At 38.5% G+C, this 15,430-nt stretch carries 14 protein-coding genes and 1 tRNA gene; 5 read left to right on the top strand and 10 right to left on the bottom strand.

What is annotated here, in order from left to right:
- Positions 1–52 precede the first annotated feature (52 nt).
- The 8 genes from I5515_RS04665 to I5515_RS04630 all read right to left on the bottom strand — a co-directional run bounded on the left by I5515_RS04665 (position 53) and on the right by I5515_RS04630 (position 8,499).
- Positions 53–1,243 (bottom strand): HlyD family efflux transporter periplasmic adaptor subunit, encoded by a 1,191-nt coding sequence (locus I5515_RS04665; protein WP_199964984.1) that lies wholly within the window; start codon positions 1,241–1,243, stop codon positions 53–55.
- Positions 1,240–3,378 (bottom strand): type I secretion system permease/ATPase, encoded by a 2,139-nt coding sequence (locus I5515_RS04660; RefSeq protein ID WP_199964983.1) that lies wholly within the window; start codon positions 3,376–3,378, stop codon positions 1,240–1,242. Before I5515_RS04660 ends, I5515_RS04665 begins: the two co-directional genes overlap by 4 nt.
- Positions 3,375–4,841, bottom strand: coding sequence for a TolC family outer membrane protein (locus I5515_RS04655; RefSeq protein WP_199964982.1), 1,467 nt, complete (start codon positions 4,839–4,841; stop codon positions 3,375–3,377). The genes I5515_RS04660 and I5515_RS04655 overlap by 4 nt, the downstream gene beginning before the upstream one ends.
- A gap of 273 nt (positions 4,842–5,114) precedes the next feature.
- Positions 5,115–5,861, bottom strand: coding sequence for an LPS export ABC transporter ATP-binding protein (lptB, locus tag I5515_RS04650; protein ID WP_003650837.1), 747 nt, complete (start codon positions 5,859–5,861; stop codon positions 5,115–5,117).
- A complete protein-coding gene (gene lptA, locus I5515_RS04645) occupies positions 5,861–6,409 on the bottom strand; it encodes a lipopolysaccharide transport periplasmic protein LptA (protein ID WP_199964981.1) in 549 nt (182 codons plus the stop codon). Before lptA ends, lptB begins: the two co-directional genes overlap by 1 nt.
- Complete coding sequence (gene lptC / locus I5515_RS04640) at positions 6,393–6,941, bottom strand: LPS export ABC transporter periplasmic protein LptC (RefSeq protein ID WP_199964980.1); 549 nt, start codon at positions 6,939–6,941, stop codon at positions 6,393–6,395. Before lptC ends, lptA begins: the two co-directional genes overlap by 17 nt.
- A gap of 37 nt (positions 6,942–6,978) precedes the next feature.
- Positions 6,979–7,518, bottom strand: a complete 540-nt coding sequence (locus I5515_RS04635; RefSeq protein WP_199964979.1) for a KdsC family phosphatase — start codon at positions 7,516–7,518, stop codon at positions 6,979–6,981.
- A gap of 3 nt (positions 7,519–7,521) precedes the next feature.
- The gene (locus I5515_RS04630; protein ID WP_199964978.1) at positions 7,522–8,499 is read right to left on the bottom strand and encodes a KpsF/GutQ family sugar-phosphate isomerase; all 978 of its coding nucleotides are present in this window, start codon (positions 8,497–8,499) and stop codon (positions 7,522–7,524) included.
- 213 nt (positions 8,500–8,712) lie between these two features.
- Between I5515_RS04630 and cysS the strand changes: the two genes are divergently transcribed.
- The 4 genes from cysS to I5515_RS04610 all read left to right on the top strand — a co-directional run bounded on the left by cysS (position 8,713) and on the right by I5515_RS04610 (position 13,086).
- Entirely contained in the window at positions 8,713–10,134 is a 1,422-nt protein-coding gene (cysS, locus tag I5515_RS04625; RefSeq protein ID WP_199964977.1) for a cysteine--tRNA ligase, read from the top strand.
- A 63-nt stretch (positions 10,135–10,197) separates the two neighbouring features.
- A tRNA-Gly gene (locus I5515_RS04620) sits at positions 10,198–10,273 on the top strand.
- 532 nt (positions 10,274–10,805) lie between these two features.
- Entirely contained in the window at positions 10,806–11,870 is a 1,065-nt protein-coding gene (locus tag I5515_RS04615) for a nucleoid-associated protein (protein ID WP_045435883.1), read from the top strand.
- The gene (locus tag I5515_RS04610) at positions 11,860–13,086 is read left to right on the top strand and encodes a hypothetical protein (protein ID WP_199964976.1); all 1,227 of its coding nucleotides are present in this window, start codon (positions 11,860–11,862) and stop codon (positions 13,084–13,086) included. The genes I5515_RS04615 and I5515_RS04610 overlap by 11 nt, the downstream gene beginning before the upstream one ends.
- Positions 13,087–13,219: 133 nt before the next feature.
- Here the strand turns inward: I5515_RS04610 and I5515_RS04605 are convergent, their stop codons facing one another.
- Positions 13,220–13,549: a hypothetical protein gene (locus I5515_RS04605; protein ID WP_057076979.1), complete on the bottom strand. Its 330-nt coding sequence runs from the start codon at positions 13,547–13,549 to the stop codon at positions 13,220–13,222.
- A gap of 85 nt (positions 13,550–13,634) precedes the next feature.
- Positions 13,635–14,081 carry a winged helix-turn-helix transcriptional regulator gene (locus tag I5515_RS04600; protein ID WP_199964975.1) on the bottom strand — a complete coding sequence of 149 codons (447 nt, stop codon included), beginning with the start codon at positions 14,079–14,081 and terminating at the stop codon, positions 13,635–13,637.
- Between the two features lie 160 nt (positions 14,082–14,241).
- Here I5515_RS04600 and I5515_RS04595 point away from each other — a divergent pair, with 160 nt between their 5' ends.
- Entirely contained in the window at positions 14,242–15,399 is a 1,158-nt protein-coding gene (locus I5515_RS04595) for an MFS transporter (protein WP_413784474.1), read from the top strand.
- Positions 15,400–15,430: the final 31 nt, after the last annotated feature.

The raw sequence follows: 15,430 nt of genomic DNA, 5'->3' as shown, positions 1-15,430 counted from the left end.
ATTTAATAGAATCAAACCCATAAAAAAAGCCCCGAATTTCGGGGCTTTTTTATTATCTTTCTCGTAACGCTTCTTTGGCTTTATTAAATGGTTTTAGCAAGTAATCCAGTACTGTTTTTTCACCAGTACGAATATCTACAGTTGCCACCATACCTGGTGTAATACCGAATGCCTTACCTTCTTTATTGTAAAGCTTGTCTGAATCAGTTCGGATATAAACACGATAATAGAATTGGTCTTGTTTAACTTCATCACGAATTGTGTCTGGAGAAATAACCGTAACCTTCCCTTTTAAGCCACCGTAAATTGAGTAGTCATAGGCAGTAATCTTAACCAGTGCTTCTTGTCCCGGTCGAATAAAAGCAATGTCACGTGGCAAAATACGCGCTTCAATGAGCAATTGTTCGTCAATCGGTACAATGGTCATCAATTTACCATTTTGCGGAATAACACCACCATGGGTAGTGACCGCAATTTCTTTTACAACACCACGTACGGGTGCTTTAAAGACAGCTCGATCTAAACTATCACTACGACCAAGTACGATTTGTTGTTGTGTTTCGCTATCTGTATTGGCTTTAGATAACTCTTCACGAGCCTTAACATAATACTGGTTCTGCGCATCATTCATTTTGTTTCTAAGGTCGTTTGCTTCACGGCGTAAACGTAAAACTTCAACCTCACTTGCCGCACCTTTAGCAACCAACGGTTCCGTCATTGTCAGTTCTTGTTGTACCAGTTGCAAAGCCTGTTTTAAACCTGCAAGTGTTTGCTCAAGATCAGCCCGACGTGAACGATATAGTGCTGTTTCTTCTTGTACAAGTTTTGGTTGTTTCTTCACAATTTCAGGAAAAACCAATGGTGTACCATTTACTTCCGCACGTAACCGCGCTGCTGTTGCCTGAGCAGAAGTCAGTAAAGATGTAGATTCACCTACATTAGATGCAAAACGGGTTGGATCTAATTGTGCAAGAATTTCGCCTTTTTGAACAATATCGCCTTCTTGTACATTCAGTTTGGTTAAAATACCCCCCTCTAAAGACTGGATGACCTGCTCTTTAGATGATGGAATGACTTTACCTGTACCAGTAGACACTTCTTCAAGCTTAAATACCCATGCCCAGATAAAGAAAATAACTAAACCAATACCCACAATCCAGATCACTAAACTGGCACGCGGTAACGGTGGCTCACTATAAGTGACATTCATTGAACGGGTGAGTTCTTGTTGTTGTTCGCTCATGAATTACCCCCTTGCACTTGTTTTTGTTGGGCTGTTGATTGATTAAGGACTTGATCTCTTGGGCCATCCATCACGATTTTGCCTTCATTAACGACAATAATACGATCCACCAGTTCCAAAACAGCTCGGCGGTGAGTCGCAACAATCAAGGTTCGATGTGCCAGCCATCCTTTTAAGTGATCAATCAATTGTTTCTCTGCCACATCATCAATAGATGCTGTTGGTTCATCGAGCAATAAAATGTTGGGTTGACGAATCAATAAACGAGCCAATAACAATGCTTGTCTTTGACCGCCCGAGAAACCAACACCACCTTCTAAAATCAGGTGATCTAGCCCTTCTTTTTTCTCTTGTACAAAATTTAATGCACCAGTCACGACTAAAGCGCGAAGAATATCTTCATCCGTTGCAAGCGGTGCACCCAAAGTAAGGTTTTCACGAATCGTACCGTAGAAAAGATGCGCATTTTGGTTAAGCAGGCCCATATCACGGCGCACATCAGATGGATCAATTAAAGAAAGATCCAGACCATCTAAATGCACAGCACCTTGAGTTGGAACTTGCATCCCTGATAAAAGCTGAAGTAATGTCGATTTACCCGCACCATTGCGCCCCAAAATTGCAATTTTTTCACCAGCACGAATTTTTAAATGACGGATTGCCAAACTTGGTTTCGGGTCTTCATCTCCATATTGGAATAAGAGATTTTGTAACTCGTAGTCGCCATTTAAAGCAGCCTTGTGTACCAAATGTGCACGGTCAGCCTGATCAATCGGGCGTTGCATGAGTTCATCCAGACTTTGTTTTGCAACTTTCGCCTGCTGTAAACGACCTAGAACACCAGTAATTTGTGCAATCGGTGCTAACATTCGTGAAGATAAAATTGAACATGCCACTAACGCACCCGTGGTCATTTCGCCATCCATCACTGCAAAACATCCCACCAAAACCACAATCGCATAGGTCAAACCCTGAAGCATTTGAGTCCATGCCATTAAGGTCCCAACAATTTTACGTTGTTTCATAGCGATATCGGCTGAAACTTCGTTCATGTGGTTCCACTGGTTTTGGAAACGTGATTCGGCACGCAATAGCTTGATATCTTCAATACCCTGCACCGCTTCTACAAGAATTGCATTACGGATTGAAGATTCTCTCATGCCTTCCTGTGCGAGTTGCGCTAGCTTTTTCTGCACGAGAACACCCGGCAAAATCATAAGCGGTACAATAACCAACATCACCCAGAATAGCTTCCCACCAATAATGCCAAAGATCGTAAGGAACAAGAAAAAGAATGGAAAATCTGCAATTGCACTAATCGTGGTAGAAGTCACCAGTTCACGAACACCTTCGAGTTCACGAATCTGGGAAATAAAACTACCCGTCGACTTTGATCGGTCTTTATTTTTGATTCTTAGTGCATGACCAAATACGCGATCAGAAACACGTAAGTCGGCACGTTTACCAATAATATCGGATAAATATACCCTTGATATACGTAAGGTAAACTCAAAAAGAGCAGCAATGAGCACACCACCAGCAAGAACCCATAAGGTCGGTATCGACTGTGATGGCACAACGCGGTCATAGACTTGCATTGAGAAAATAATCGTTGCCAATGCCAATACATTGGCAATGAGTGAGGCAAACATAATATCAACGTAGCGTTTCCAGTCTCTTAGAACAATTGACCAAAACCAGCTTGCTTCATACGGTTTGATATATTCGTCAATACGTGCATCGGGAATAGACGTTTCAGGACGCAGGATATAGACATTCTTAATTGTGTTTTTTAAGACATCTAAGCTCAAATTTTGAGAAAGACCATGGTCTCCACTCAACTGAATACTGACATTTCCTTGGGTGTCTGCTTTACCAATAACACCGACCTGTCCGTCATAAAACTCGACCATAACAGGTAAGCGCCACGGGTTCAGAACCTCTAAAGAAAACGGCACTTTACGTAAATTTAGTCCAACCTGACGTGTAATGAGCTGTAAAACATCATCAAGGTTTTGATTTTGGTTCCAGTCAAGTTGTAAACGAATTCTTTCTTCTGAAGGCTCAATTCGATAATGTTTAGCAATCGTTAAGACCGCCTGTAACCAGGGCTGGTAGTTTATTTTTGTCATCATGGTTGTACTTCGAACCCCTGAATTGAAATATTATTTAAGCCATAGGCTTGGCGGGAACGTCCTGTTGCCGAAATGTACTGAACAATACTGTTGTAGATGTCATAACGTGCCGACTCAAGGTCTGCATCAGCACTATGAATGGCCTGTTCTGCATTCAATAAATCGACCAATGACCGTGTACCAAGTTTGTACTGTTCTTGATAAAGTTCACGTGTACGAACCGTTGTGGCTTGGCGATTTGCTAAAACCAACATTTGGCGTTGCTTATTTTCAATTTGCTCACGGCTAGTTCTTATCTTATCTAGAACATCCAAATAAACAGAATTGACTTTAGACTTTGCAGCTTCTTCTGCATAACTGGCCATTTTTACCTGAGAAGAAATTGCCCCTCCTTGATAAAACTGGCTGCTCGCTTCAAGCATGATGGAACTATATAGACCATCATCTTTATCATTGTTTGGGTTTTTTCCATTAATGGCCTGACTTACGGAACCTTTGACCGATAAGGTTGGATAACGCGTTAAATGAGTCTGTTCCTTTTGTGCCTTAGCAACTTCCACACTTGCTTGGGCCGAGATCATTTTTGGAATGGTATTAAATTCAGGTTCACCATATAAATCAGACTGCTTCACCAGATCATCTGAAATAATCCAACCTGTTCGTGAGACATCTGCACCCAATAATGTTCTTAAATGTTGCTGGTACTGACTTAATAATGATTGCTGTGCAATCAAACTCGCCTGAGCAGCTTGTAAATAAGACTGAGCTTGAATTGGATCAGCCTGACTGCTAATTCCAGCATTTGCACGTAAATTGGCAATTTCCTGAATTCGCTGGATACCTGCAATTTGCTGTTCAGCAATTTTATTTAATTGAAGGTAGCGCTGAATATTGACAATCGACTGTGCAACATCGAGTGCAATATCATCAATACTGACGAGAACATTGGCTTGTTCAACCTGAACCTTAGCTTGCGCAATATCTACGCCTGATTTAACTTTGCCAAAATCGTAGAGCATTTGAGTCGCATTTAGGGTCAATAACTGCCGACCACGCTCGCCACTACTTAAATCACCGGTCGTTATTCCACCTGAAAGCTGGGGATAATAACCTGCCTTGGCAAAATCAATACCCGCATTTTGACCAGCTAAAGTGGAAATCGCTTGAGAAATATCGGGGTTGCGCTGGATGGCAATTTTCACCGCCTCCTGCAAAGTCATCTTCCTTGATGGCAAATTTGAATAAGATGAAGCTGCTCTATCATTGAGTTGAACAGTCGGAAACTCCTGAACTCTAGAACGATCAACCTTAAAATTACTCAGCTCTTGCATCTTGGCAACTTTAAATTCATCACTACTTTTTGGGGCAAAAAGTTGCGATAAGTTGTCTTTTAGGGTGTGATATTGCTCACTTGGTTTAGCAGCATATATCACCACAGGTACATGCAATGAAGTTAAAAGCATCAACCCTTTCAGGAAAGCCGGCTTTTTACATGTCCCTTTTACTCTTTTCTGGTTATATCCAATCATGCTTGTCTTGTTGATCTTGTTTGTTATCGTTTAAAAGCATTTACATTCTACATATTTTTTTGCATAAAGAAGCATAATTGCAGGAATAATTCACACATTATATTTTCATTAAATGAATGGGTTAATTTATTGTTTTAAAAAAATAAATGTAAAAAAACTAAAAAGAGGCATTGACCTCTTTTTAGACAAATAGATTAACTGTTTTATTTAAACTGTAAAATCGTCACCCAAGTACACTTTACGGACTTGTTCGTTATCGAGAATTTCTTGTGGTGTACCTTCTGCAATTACAGCACCTTCACTCACAATATATGCACGCTCACAAATTGCCAGAGTTTCTCGTACGTTATGGTCAGTAATAAGTACACCAATGCCACGATCCTTTAAAGTCTGGATAATATCTTTAATATCTCCAACCGAAATTGGGTCAACACCAGCAAATGGCTCATCAAGTAACATAAATTTAGGATCGGCAGCCAATGCACGAGCAATTTCAGCACGGCGGCGTTCACCACCAGACACACTCATTCCTAATGAATCTTTAATATGACTGATTTTAAAATCATTCAATAATTCAGTAAGACGTTGCTGGCGCTGCTGCTTATTTAGGTCTTTGCGTGTCTCTAAAATGGACATAATATTTTCAGCGATTGTCAGCTTTCTAAAAATAGAAGCTTCTTGCGGAAGATATCCGATTCCTTTTCTTGCCCGTTCATGCATTGCCAAATCGGACATATCCAGATCATCAAGGTGAATTTCACCTTTGTCCATACGCACTAGCCCTACAACCATATAGAAGCTTGTTGTTTTTCCGGCACCGTTAGGGCCAAGCAAACCAACAATCTGTCCACTTTGCATACTAAAAGATACGTCTTTGACGACCCAACGCTTACTATAGTTTTTTCCTAAGTGCTTAATACACAAAGTTTGGGGTTGTTGAAGAGCTTGTTGCATTATTCACGCGCTCCTGGAAAGGTTTTTGAACTTGATGGTGGAATAATAATTTGCACACGATTTGACGATGAACCCTGAGCTTCAACATCACCCTTGTTCATACTATATTTCAATGAGTTACCACGAATACTAGAACCATCTTGATATAAATATGCATTACCAGACAGTGTAATAATGCCCGTATCTGCATTATAAACAATGGTCTGTCCTTCACCACGTGCCACACCCTTATCAGCACTTACTTGTTGCTGAAACTTAGATGGTCTGCCCTTAGCAGTAATGGTTTGAATTTGACGTTTAGAGTTTAGCGTAGCAACAATTGAATCGGCTTGCAGCTTCATCGTGCCTTGCTCAATCATGACATTGCCAGTATAAGTCGTCAAACCGGTTTTTTCGTTATAAGTTGCACGGTCTGCCACTAATGAAAGTTGTTGATTACGGTCAGACGGTAACGCAAAAGTCGAAGCTGATGATATAGCAACGAATGTAATTACCGCAGCTTGTTTTAGGAAAGCTGAAGAACGTTTTAAATTAAGACTTTGGTGCATACTTTCCTCGAATACTAAAAAATTCGTACTGACCGTTATTCAAATTGGCTTTTAATCCTTTGCTGACAAAATCGGCCTGTGGAGAATGAACAATCACTTGATGATTCGTTTCAATTTCTCTGGTCTTTGGATATCCTGTTAACTCATCGGTCTGGAATTCAATTTTCCCCTGTGGAGCCAGTTTAGTTGCTACCACATCACCCGATAATATAACTTTACTATTATCATCATAACCATTTGCCTGTTTCGCCAAGAACGTCGCATCAACTTTGCCATCTTTATACATAGATGCATTAAGTTGATCCAACTTTGATGTTTTTTGCTGCATATCCTGTTCAAGCTGACGAACTTCAGCACGAATATACAAATTGCCTTGATCATCAGTTTGAGTCAAATGGACGCCCTGCGCCGAATATGTCATATTCTTCGCAGAAGCAATGTCTAGTTTTTTTGCTTTGCCACTATAGTAGTAATAACCACCACTTATAGCAGCAATAACTACAGCAACAATAGATAAAACTCTGGTATCCATGAGCAGGAATAGCCTACCTTTTTAAGTAATCTTATTATTAATGCGGTACTGCAAGATATTTTTCAAGAAGTTCTTGGTAAATGCCTTTTGCGATCAGCAACATATCACAGACTTCTCGTACAGCACCACGTCCGCCCATCGACTGGGTAACTAAATGAGCACGGCGACGCACTTCCTCATGACCGTTTGGCACAGTGACACTCATTCCTGCTATTGCAAAAGCAGATAAATCAGGCCAGTCATCGCCCATATATAAACAATCAGAAGGCAAAATATTAAACTGTGCACAAGCTTCGCGCAGCGCAGAGCCTTTGTCTTCACGCCCTTGAAAAACGAGGTCTACGCCTAAATCAGACATACGCTTCTCAACAATATTACTTTTTCGGCCTGTAATAATGATGACCTTCATGTCCGCTTGCTGTACAAGCTTCATTCCTAAGCCATCCCGAATATCAAACGATTTAATCTCATCGCCACTATTCGTTAAAGTTACAAAACCGTCACTCAAAATACCATCCACATCCAGAACCAATGCCTGTAAATGACGTGCTTGTTCTAACAATGCATAAGATGCCATTGATTAATTTACCCCTGCCTGAATAAGGTCATGCATACTAATTACACCAATCACTTTATTTTGGTCATCAACCACAACAAATTGACTAATTTTTTTCAGGTTAAGCTGTTGTAGAGCTTCTACCGCACGTGCTTCTTGAGAAATAGTTGACGGTTTTTTTGTCATCACTTCAGAAACAGGTAAATTCACATCAAAACCTTGCTGTCTATCAATTAAACGGCGCAAGTCACCATCAGTGAAAATGCCAAGCAAATGTTCTTGTTCATCAACAATTGTCGTCAAGCCCAAACGCTTATTAGAAATTTCGTAGAGCACTTGATTCATTGGTGTGTCTGGTGAAACTTTTGGCAATTCATCGCCAGTGTGCATTAGATGTTTTACATGTAAAAGTAAGCGTTTACCCAATGCTCCCGCAGGATGCGAACGGGCAAAATCATCTGCAGTAAAACCACGAGCTTCAAGTAAAGCAACCGCTAGTGCATCACCTAACACTAAAGTTGCTGTCGTGCTCGATGTCGGAGCTAATCCTAATGGGCACGCTTCGTCAGACTCACCTAAAGTTAAAGCAATATCTGCATTTTGAGGCATTGGGCCTTTATCAGTACGACTAATGGTAATAAGTGGTACACCAAGATGTTTGATGAGTGGCATCAACATCATGATTTCATCACTTTTTCCAGAGTTGGAAATCGCAATTAAAACGTCACCGCGAACTAGCATTCCCAAATCACCATGCCCCGCTTCGCCCGGGTGCATAAAGAAAGATGGTGTGCCAGTTGAAGCAAAAGTCGCGGCCATTTTACGGCCAATATGCCCTGACTTCCCCATGCCAGTAATCACAACACGGCCTTTACACTGTAATAATATTTCACAGGCCTGATTAAAACTGTCATTAATTTGTGTTGCTAACACGTCTATGGCTTGCTGCTCAATACGCAAGGTTGCTAATGCGCTGCTTTGAAAATCTGTAGGATTGGGCATACGAGTTTGACTCAAAATAATTGATCTGATCTCTTGTGAAGATCGGTGATTTTAATCAAAAGATTTGGGGGCATTCTAACATAACTCAATCATTTACACGTTTTTAAATGTATAAGATTTCACAAGCTTATAAAATTCTTGCATAAAACTTTGTGAAAAATGATGCATCAGTTATGATGTAACACTGTTTTTGTTGAGTGTTTGAAAACCCTTATGCAACCGTTTGTTTTATATAACTCTGAGCAACGAAAAAAAGTTGAATTTGTACCTCGCAAAGAAGGTCACATCGATATGTACGTCTGCGGAATGACCGTATACGATTACTGTCATATCGGGCATGCTCGAGTTATGGTTGCATTTGACTACATTATACGTTTCTTGCGTAGTCAAGGCTGGAATGTTCGCTATATCCGCAATATTACAGACATTGACGACAAAATCATTAAACGTGCTAATGAGAATGGTGAAACGATTCAACAACTCACCACTCGTTTCATCGATGCAATGAACGAAGACGCAGCCAATTTAGGCTGTTTAGCTCCTGATGAAGCACCTAAAGCGACTGAATATATTGACCAGATGCAAAATATGATTGGCAATCTGGTAAATAAAGGTGCTGCTTACCCTGCTTCAAATGGTGATGTTTATTTTGAAGTCACTAAATTTGAAAAATATGGTCGCCTCTCTGGCCGTAAACTTGACGATATGCAAGCTGGAGCAAGCGAACGTGTTGACGTAGAAGTTGAAAAGAAACATCCGTTTGACTTTGTTCTTTGGAAACATGCCAAAGAAAATGAACCTTCTTGGGCATCACCGTGGGGCAATGGTCGTCCGGGCTGGCACATTGAATGTTCTGCAATGTCGACTTGCTGCCTAGGCAATCACTTTGACATTCATGGTGGTGGTTCAGATTTAATGTTCCCACACCATGAAAATGAAATCGCGCAAAGTGAAGCATCAACTGGCGAACAATATGTAAACTACTGGATGCATGTTGGCTTCATTAATGTTGATGGTGAAAAGATGTCTAAGTCTTTAGGCAACTTCTTTACGATTCGTGACGTGATGGAGAAATTCCACCCTGAAGTGATCCGCTACTTTATTGTGTCTTCACACTATCGCAGCCCTGTGAACTTCTCTGATGTGGCACTCAAAGAAGCGAAAACTTCTTTAACGCGTTTCTACCATTCATTTAAAGCTTACCAACAAGTGTATGGTCAAACGACAACTGAAACGCTTGATCAAAGCTTTGTTGAACGCTTTAACAATGCAATGTGTGATGACTTCAACACAGCCGAAGCAATGGCTGTATTGTTTGAACTCAATAAAGAGTTAAACCGTGCTGTAAAAGAAGAGCAAGCTGACCAAGCGACTGTGCTTTATTCGACATTACGTCACCTCACCAACATTTTAGGTTTGGTACAACATAATGTAGATGATTTCTTAAAATCAGATATTGGACAAGAAGCGCTTACTTTGTCTGATGCTGAAATTGAAGATTTTATTCAACAACGTGTTGATGCGAAAAAAGCAAAAGACTTTGCTAAAGCAGATGGTATTCGTCAGTCTTTGCTCGACCAAGGTGTTGTATTAGAAGATACTCGTCAAGGTACAGTTTGGCGTCGTGCTGATTAAATGTTCAATTAAATCACAAGAGTGTTGACACTTTAGTGAAACACTCTATAATGTGCTCACATTGCGGGAATAGCTCAGTTGGTAGAGCATAACCTTGCCAAGGTTGGGGTCGCGAGTTCGAGTCTCGTTTCCCGCTCCAAAATTTAAAAACCACTTAATTCGAAAGAGTTAGGTGGTTTTTTTATTGTCTGATAGTTAGCTTTGACTAGTCGAAGTCATATAAAAGAAATACTTTATATTCTGTTGCAACTTTACCCTCTTTGTTCGCTAAATTTTGCTATATCAATTTCAGTATGAGATGAGCCTTATATAACTTATTAGAAGACGAAAACATGTGACTACGGCAAACTTTATAGCAACTGTAAAAACTTTAAAGGTAATTAAAATAGTTATAATTTAAGAATATATATGTTCAAAATTCAAACAAAATGTTAAAGTATGTAAATCCTTACTTTCAAATAAGTGATTTAAAAACAGGTAATTTGATTATCGTTTTATACAACGCAAAAATAGAAAGAACTTTCAAAAAATTGAGTGTAGTAAACAACGGTATGTATTTAGAACTCTTAAACCCTAAATAACACGAAAAGATCACAGTTATTCCACAAGGAATATAGATTGGTTGGGAAAATTATCGAGTTATATAGGAAAGTATTAAAGCTGAGAAAACTATGGAAATAAAAAACGTAATTTTTCATCAAATCGATAAAAAAGCTACAAAGCTCGGACTTGATAAAGTTACTATCGACTTTGCTAAGGATTTATTACAGCCTGATGATGCTGTTGTCCAAAAATTTTGTGATGATATTCTTGAATCATATAGACAACATAATCCTATTTGGGGATTAATTAATGAAAAGAACGATTTTCATAATAAATTAGAAAGTTTCTACTCACCAAAACCAAGAGATTTTATTGATTTTTCTAAAGATATTTGTGAGCTCATAAAAAATGAACTAGCAAAGTGTATTCTGGGTACTGGTGGATTCGTACTAATTTTAAACTACACCTATTCGGAAAAAGAATGGCTTCTGATTGCAATGTTAAAAAATGATGAAGGATATGGTTTAACAGAAGCATTAGCCCTCGAAAAAAGAAAATATTTGAATATTAAAAAATTACATGAATCTGCAAGGATTAATATAGAACAATGGCGAAATAATATAAGTTTGAAAGACGATGAAAAAGTTAATTGTCTATCCTTTATGAAAGGGGCAAGACAAAAAGATAGTGAGGTTACAGAATACTTTAGAGATGCTCTAGGATGTATTGGTTATCATAGCAGTAATAGAAATACTAAAGAAGTTATTAACGCAATAACAGACTATATGGAATCTAAGAGTTATGATTCTAATAAGAAAGATCTAGTTAGAGATACTTTATATAACTACTTTTCTACTCAGTATCAATTAGACCTAGAAATTGATTTAGAGACGATTTCTAGAAAGGTTAATGCAGAAGAACCTGAAGATTTTACAAATTACCTTAAAGAAAATAATTTAAATATTGATTCTTCATTCAAGCCAAGTGAAAAATCTTTTATACAATTGCGTAAGCTTTCATTTACTGTAGGTGATGTAAAAGTTAGTTTTTCCTATGATGATATTAACGATAAGGTTATATTAAGTGATGAAGGTCTTTTAATAAAACCTGTTCCAAAACATATTGTTAAGGAAATTGATGAATACAAACCTAGAATAACTCAAATTACTTTGAAAGATAATAATGGTAACTGATTCTTATCAAATGGGTGTTGAGAAATTTGTCGAGTTAGTTAAATTACTAGATGAAAGAAAACGCCCAAATCGTCGAACATATAAAGGCTTTATTCCTAAAGCCTCACGATCTATTGCCGAAAATCTTCTCGATGAATTAAAAAGCTTTGTACCTACTTCAATATTACCTATCTATGATGAGGAAGATGGTGAACTTACTATAAAACTTCCCTCTTTTTATCAAACTTCATTAAAAGAAATGTTATCAGATGATCCTTCATTTAGAAGCAATCTGCCTCAGAATGCTATTTATTTTGAAGATATCGATTATATTTACACACCTATAGAGTTAGATAAATTAGAAAGCTCATCATTAAGTCTAGAAATAAAAAACTACATAAGGAGTGTTAACCTTTTTTCTTTACTAAAAACACAATGTGATCACTCAAACAGAGATGCCTCTAATCAAGAAACATTGTATTTCCTCGGCAAAAAGAAACTTTTGATTTTAAATGATTTAACCATTTCCAATAAAGATTTATTAAGCAAAATACAAGCTTTTAAGATTAATTATATAGAAAGTCAAATACATAAAGATGCAATAAAAAATATTATTACAGATAGTCTTCTTAGTTTTTATAATGAAAATCATATTTCAATAAATGATTTATGTAATAATTTTGATACAATTTATGAAATTATCAAAAATAATTATGATACATATATTTCTCAATTTACCTTTGAAAAAATAAAAAAAGAAGTTGAAAAGTTTAGAACCGAAACTATTACAAGAATTAATAAAGCATTTTCTGATATCCAAATGCAAATTATAACCATACCTGCTTCTTTAATTGTTGTCGGAGCAAATTTAAAAACTGGCAGCAATTATTCTTTTTTATCTAATACAATAGTCCTTTTAGGGGCTTTATTTTTTACTATTGCTGTTTTTTTTATGTGTGAAAATCAAAATGATACATTAGAAAATATTAAATACGAATATGAGGCACAAGAAAAAGAGTTTATTAAAGATCCTCTTTTTAAAGAAAAAGCTGAAATCCATAATAATTTTATAGTATTAAAAACTAGATATACAAGACAAAAAAGAAATTTAGAATTAGTTAAAAAAAGTTTATATATTTCAATTTTCTTAATGATAATAAGTTATTTTTACGTCATGTATGACAGTACATGTTTAAATTTACATATTATTTTCCTTGATCATTTCTATTGCAAATAATTGATTAAAATTAAATCAATTAATTAAAAAGACCCAAAACTTGTAAGAAGATGGGGCTTTGGAAACTGTAAGGTAAGCATGAAACAAACCCCCACCCAACCGCATCCTATTTAACCATCACGTCCTAACACCCTCACATATTTTTAGCCAATTCTTTTGCTAAACATTGTTCATGCCACGTAGTTTGGAAGTTCTCGACAGCTTTTGACTTAATGAGAGGATCTTCAAATAATTTTGAAGAATATGCAGATTTGATAAGCTCTTGATAAAGTTGTTTGGCTTGTTGCTCTTCCAGATGATCGGCGATGTCGTGTAACTCTTTAGCGGGCACTTCATGTTGTCTAGCATCCATCACCCCACTCGCTGCTTTCTTCACAGTTTCACAGTAATGAAGTTCCATTGCTTCTGATGCTGCATAACATTGAATTGAAATTGCGCTGATAAAGAGGAATATAAATCTCATAATCTCACCTTAATTTGACGCGCAAGGGTACCAACTAATCTGCCCAAATTTAAGTTAAAAAAGGTTATTTTTGTTTTCTCTTATTTTATTTCACCTTTTGCACTTGAGTATTAGAAGCTCTCAGCACTGTTCCATCTGCCGCAACTGGTGCCATAAATGGAATTTGCTGGCCTGTATTTTTATCAATTAACAAAGAGTGGCGCTCACCACTTTCAAATAGGTTCTGTTCTCCCCATTGTCGTAAAGCTACAACGACTGGGAACAAACTCTCTCCTTTAGCGGTCAATACATATTCCTGATAAGCCGTGCCATCCGAAGCATCTTGCATTTCAAGAACACCAGCATCCACTAATTTTTTTAGTCGGTCAGAGAGAATATTTCGCGCAACCCCTAAGCTCCGCTGAAAATCTCCAAAACGGCGCATTCCATCAAAAGCATCACGCACAATAAGCAGTGACCACCGATCTCCTATCACATTCACGCAACGTGCAACAGGACAAGGTTCATCTTTTAAAGATGTAGAGTTCGCCATTAGATTTCCTTATGGGTAATTAGGAACATGATACCTAGTTGCATTTTAAAACTATCAGGTCTAACATTCAACTAGTTTCATTTTAAAACCAGTTTAAAATATGAAGTCTTCTCACACCTCCGCCTTGCAGACGAGACAGAACAATGTAAAAGCTCCAGAGATGTCTCGGAGCTTGATATTGCTATTTGCCATTGCAAGTGGTGCAAGCGTAGCAAATGTCTATTATGCACAGCCTTTGCTCGACATATTAGCTAGGGACTTTAACATTAGTCATGCTGCCATTGGCGGTGTCGTTACAGCCACTCAAATTGGTTGTGCACTAGCCCTCGTGTTTCTGGTGCCATTGGGGGACATCATTAACCGGCGTCGTTTAATGGCTATTCAACTCGTAACATTGATATCTGCATTGGTGGTGGTTGCATTAGCACAGTCGGTAATCGTCTTGCTAGTAGGAATGCTTGCTGTGGGTTTACTCGGTACAGCAATGACTCAAGGTCTTATTGCCTACGCTGCGAGTGCTGCTGCGCCGCATGAACAAGGACATGTGGTAGGTACGGCACAAAGTGGAGTATTCATTGGCTTACTGCTTGCCCGAGTATTTTCAGGAGGAATTAGTGATGTAGCAGGTTGGCGTGGCGTGTACCTTTGCGCAGCCCTCGTCATGCTCATGATTGCATTACCACTTTGGAGAAGACTTCCTCATTTAAAGGTTCAGCCCGTTACAATGCACTATCTGCACCTACTGGCCTCTATGTTAAAACTGCTTCGCCAAGAAAAAGTTCTACAAGTGCGCGGTGTTTTAGCTTTACTTATGTTTGCAGCATTCAATATTTTTTGGAGCGCACTGGTATTACCGTTAAGTAAGCCGCCCTATAGTTTTTCACATACTATTATTGGATCTTTTGGTCTTGTCGGAGTTGTTGGTGCTCTGTCCGCCGCTCGTGCGGGTTATTGGGCCGACCGCGGATATGCTCAGCGTACAAGTGCAGCAGCTCTCGTAATATTACTACTCGCTTGGGGGCCACTTTCACTCATGTCTTATTCGCTCTGGGCGCTAGTGATTGGCATTGTATTGCTAGACTTGGGCGGACAAGCTTTACATGTGACTAACCAGAGTATGATTTTTCGCACTCGTCCAGAAGCGCATAGCCGGCTTGTCGGGCTATACATGCTATTTTATGCAATCGGTAGTGGCTTAGGTGCAATCAGCACAACGGCTACCTACGCCTATGCAGGATGGCTTGGTGTGTGTGCTCTCGGTACAGGCGTTAGTCTATTGGCGCTATTATTTTGGTGGATGACACGTAAAGTCTGTTAAATAGTAATAACGCTTACTCTCAAATAAAAAA

Origin of the sequence: Acinetobacter calcoaceticus (assembly GCF_016508255.1) — a bacterium.
GTDB classification, from domain to species: domain Bacteria; phylum Pseudomonadota; class Gammaproteobacteria; order Pseudomonadales; family Moraxellaceae; genus Acinetobacter; species Acinetobacter calcoaceticus_E.
This window is presented reverse-complemented; position numbering and strand designations above follow the sequence as displayed.

What these genes read in the sequence shown, in the direction of transcription:
- I5515_RS04665 (WP_199964984.1), bottom strand. Translation starts at nt 1,243, where the DNA reads ATGAGCGAACAACAACAAGAACTCACCCGTTCAATGAATGTCACTTAT.
- I5515_RS04660 (WP_199964983.1), bottom strand. Translation starts at nt 3,378, where the DNA reads ATGATGACAAAAATAAACTACCAGCCCTGGTTACAGGCGGTCTTAACG.
- I5515_RS04655 (WP_199964982.1), bottom strand. Translation starts at nt 4,841, where the DNA reads ATGCTTTTAACTTCATTGCATGTACCTGTGGTGATATATGCTGCTAAA.
- lptB (WP_003650837.1), bottom strand. Translation starts at nt 5,861, where the DNA reads ATGCAACAAGCTCTTCAACAACCCCAAACTTTGTGTATTAAGCACTTA.
- lptA (WP_199964981.1), bottom strand. Translation starts at nt 6,409, where the DNA reads ATGCACCAAAGTCTTAATTTAAAACGTTCTTCAGCTTTCCTAAAACAA.
- lptC (WP_199964980.1), bottom strand. Translation starts at nt 6,941, where the DNA reads ATGGATACCAGAGTTTTATCTATTGTTGCTGTAGTTATTGCTGCTATA.
- I5515_RS04635 (WP_199964979.1), bottom strand. Translation starts at nt 7,518, where the DNA reads ATGGCATCTTATGCATTGTTAGAACAAGCACGTCATTTACAGGCATTG.
- I5515_RS04630 (WP_199964978.1), bottom strand. Translation starts at nt 8,499, where the DNA reads ATGCCCAATCCTACAGATTTTCAAAGCAGCGCATTAGCAACCTTGCGT.
- cysS (WP_199964977.1), top strand. Translation starts at nt 8,713, where the DNA reads ATGCAACCGTTTGTTTTATATAACTCTGAGCAACGAAAAAAAGTTGAA.
- I5515_RS04615 (WP_045435883.1), top strand. Translation starts at nt 10,806, where the DNA reads ATGGAAATAAAAAACGTAATTTTTCATCAAATCGATAAAAAAGCTACA.
- I5515_RS04610 (WP_199964976.1), top strand. Translation starts at nt 11,860, where the DNA reads ATGGTAACTGATTCTTATCAAATGGGTGTTGAGAAATTTGTCGAGTTA.
- I5515_RS04605 (WP_057076979.1), bottom strand. Translation starts at nt 13,549, where the DNA reads ATGAGATTTATATTCCTCTTTATCAGCGCAATTTCAATTCAATGTTAT.
- I5515_RS04600 (WP_199964975.1), bottom strand. Translation starts at nt 14,081, where the DNA reads ATGGCGAACTCTACATCTTTAAAAGATGAACCTTGTCCTGTTGCACGT.
- I5515_RS04595 (WP_413784474.1), top strand. Translation starts at nt 14,242, where the DNA reads ATGTCTCGGAGCTTGATATTGCTATTTGCCATTGCAAGTGGTGCAAGC.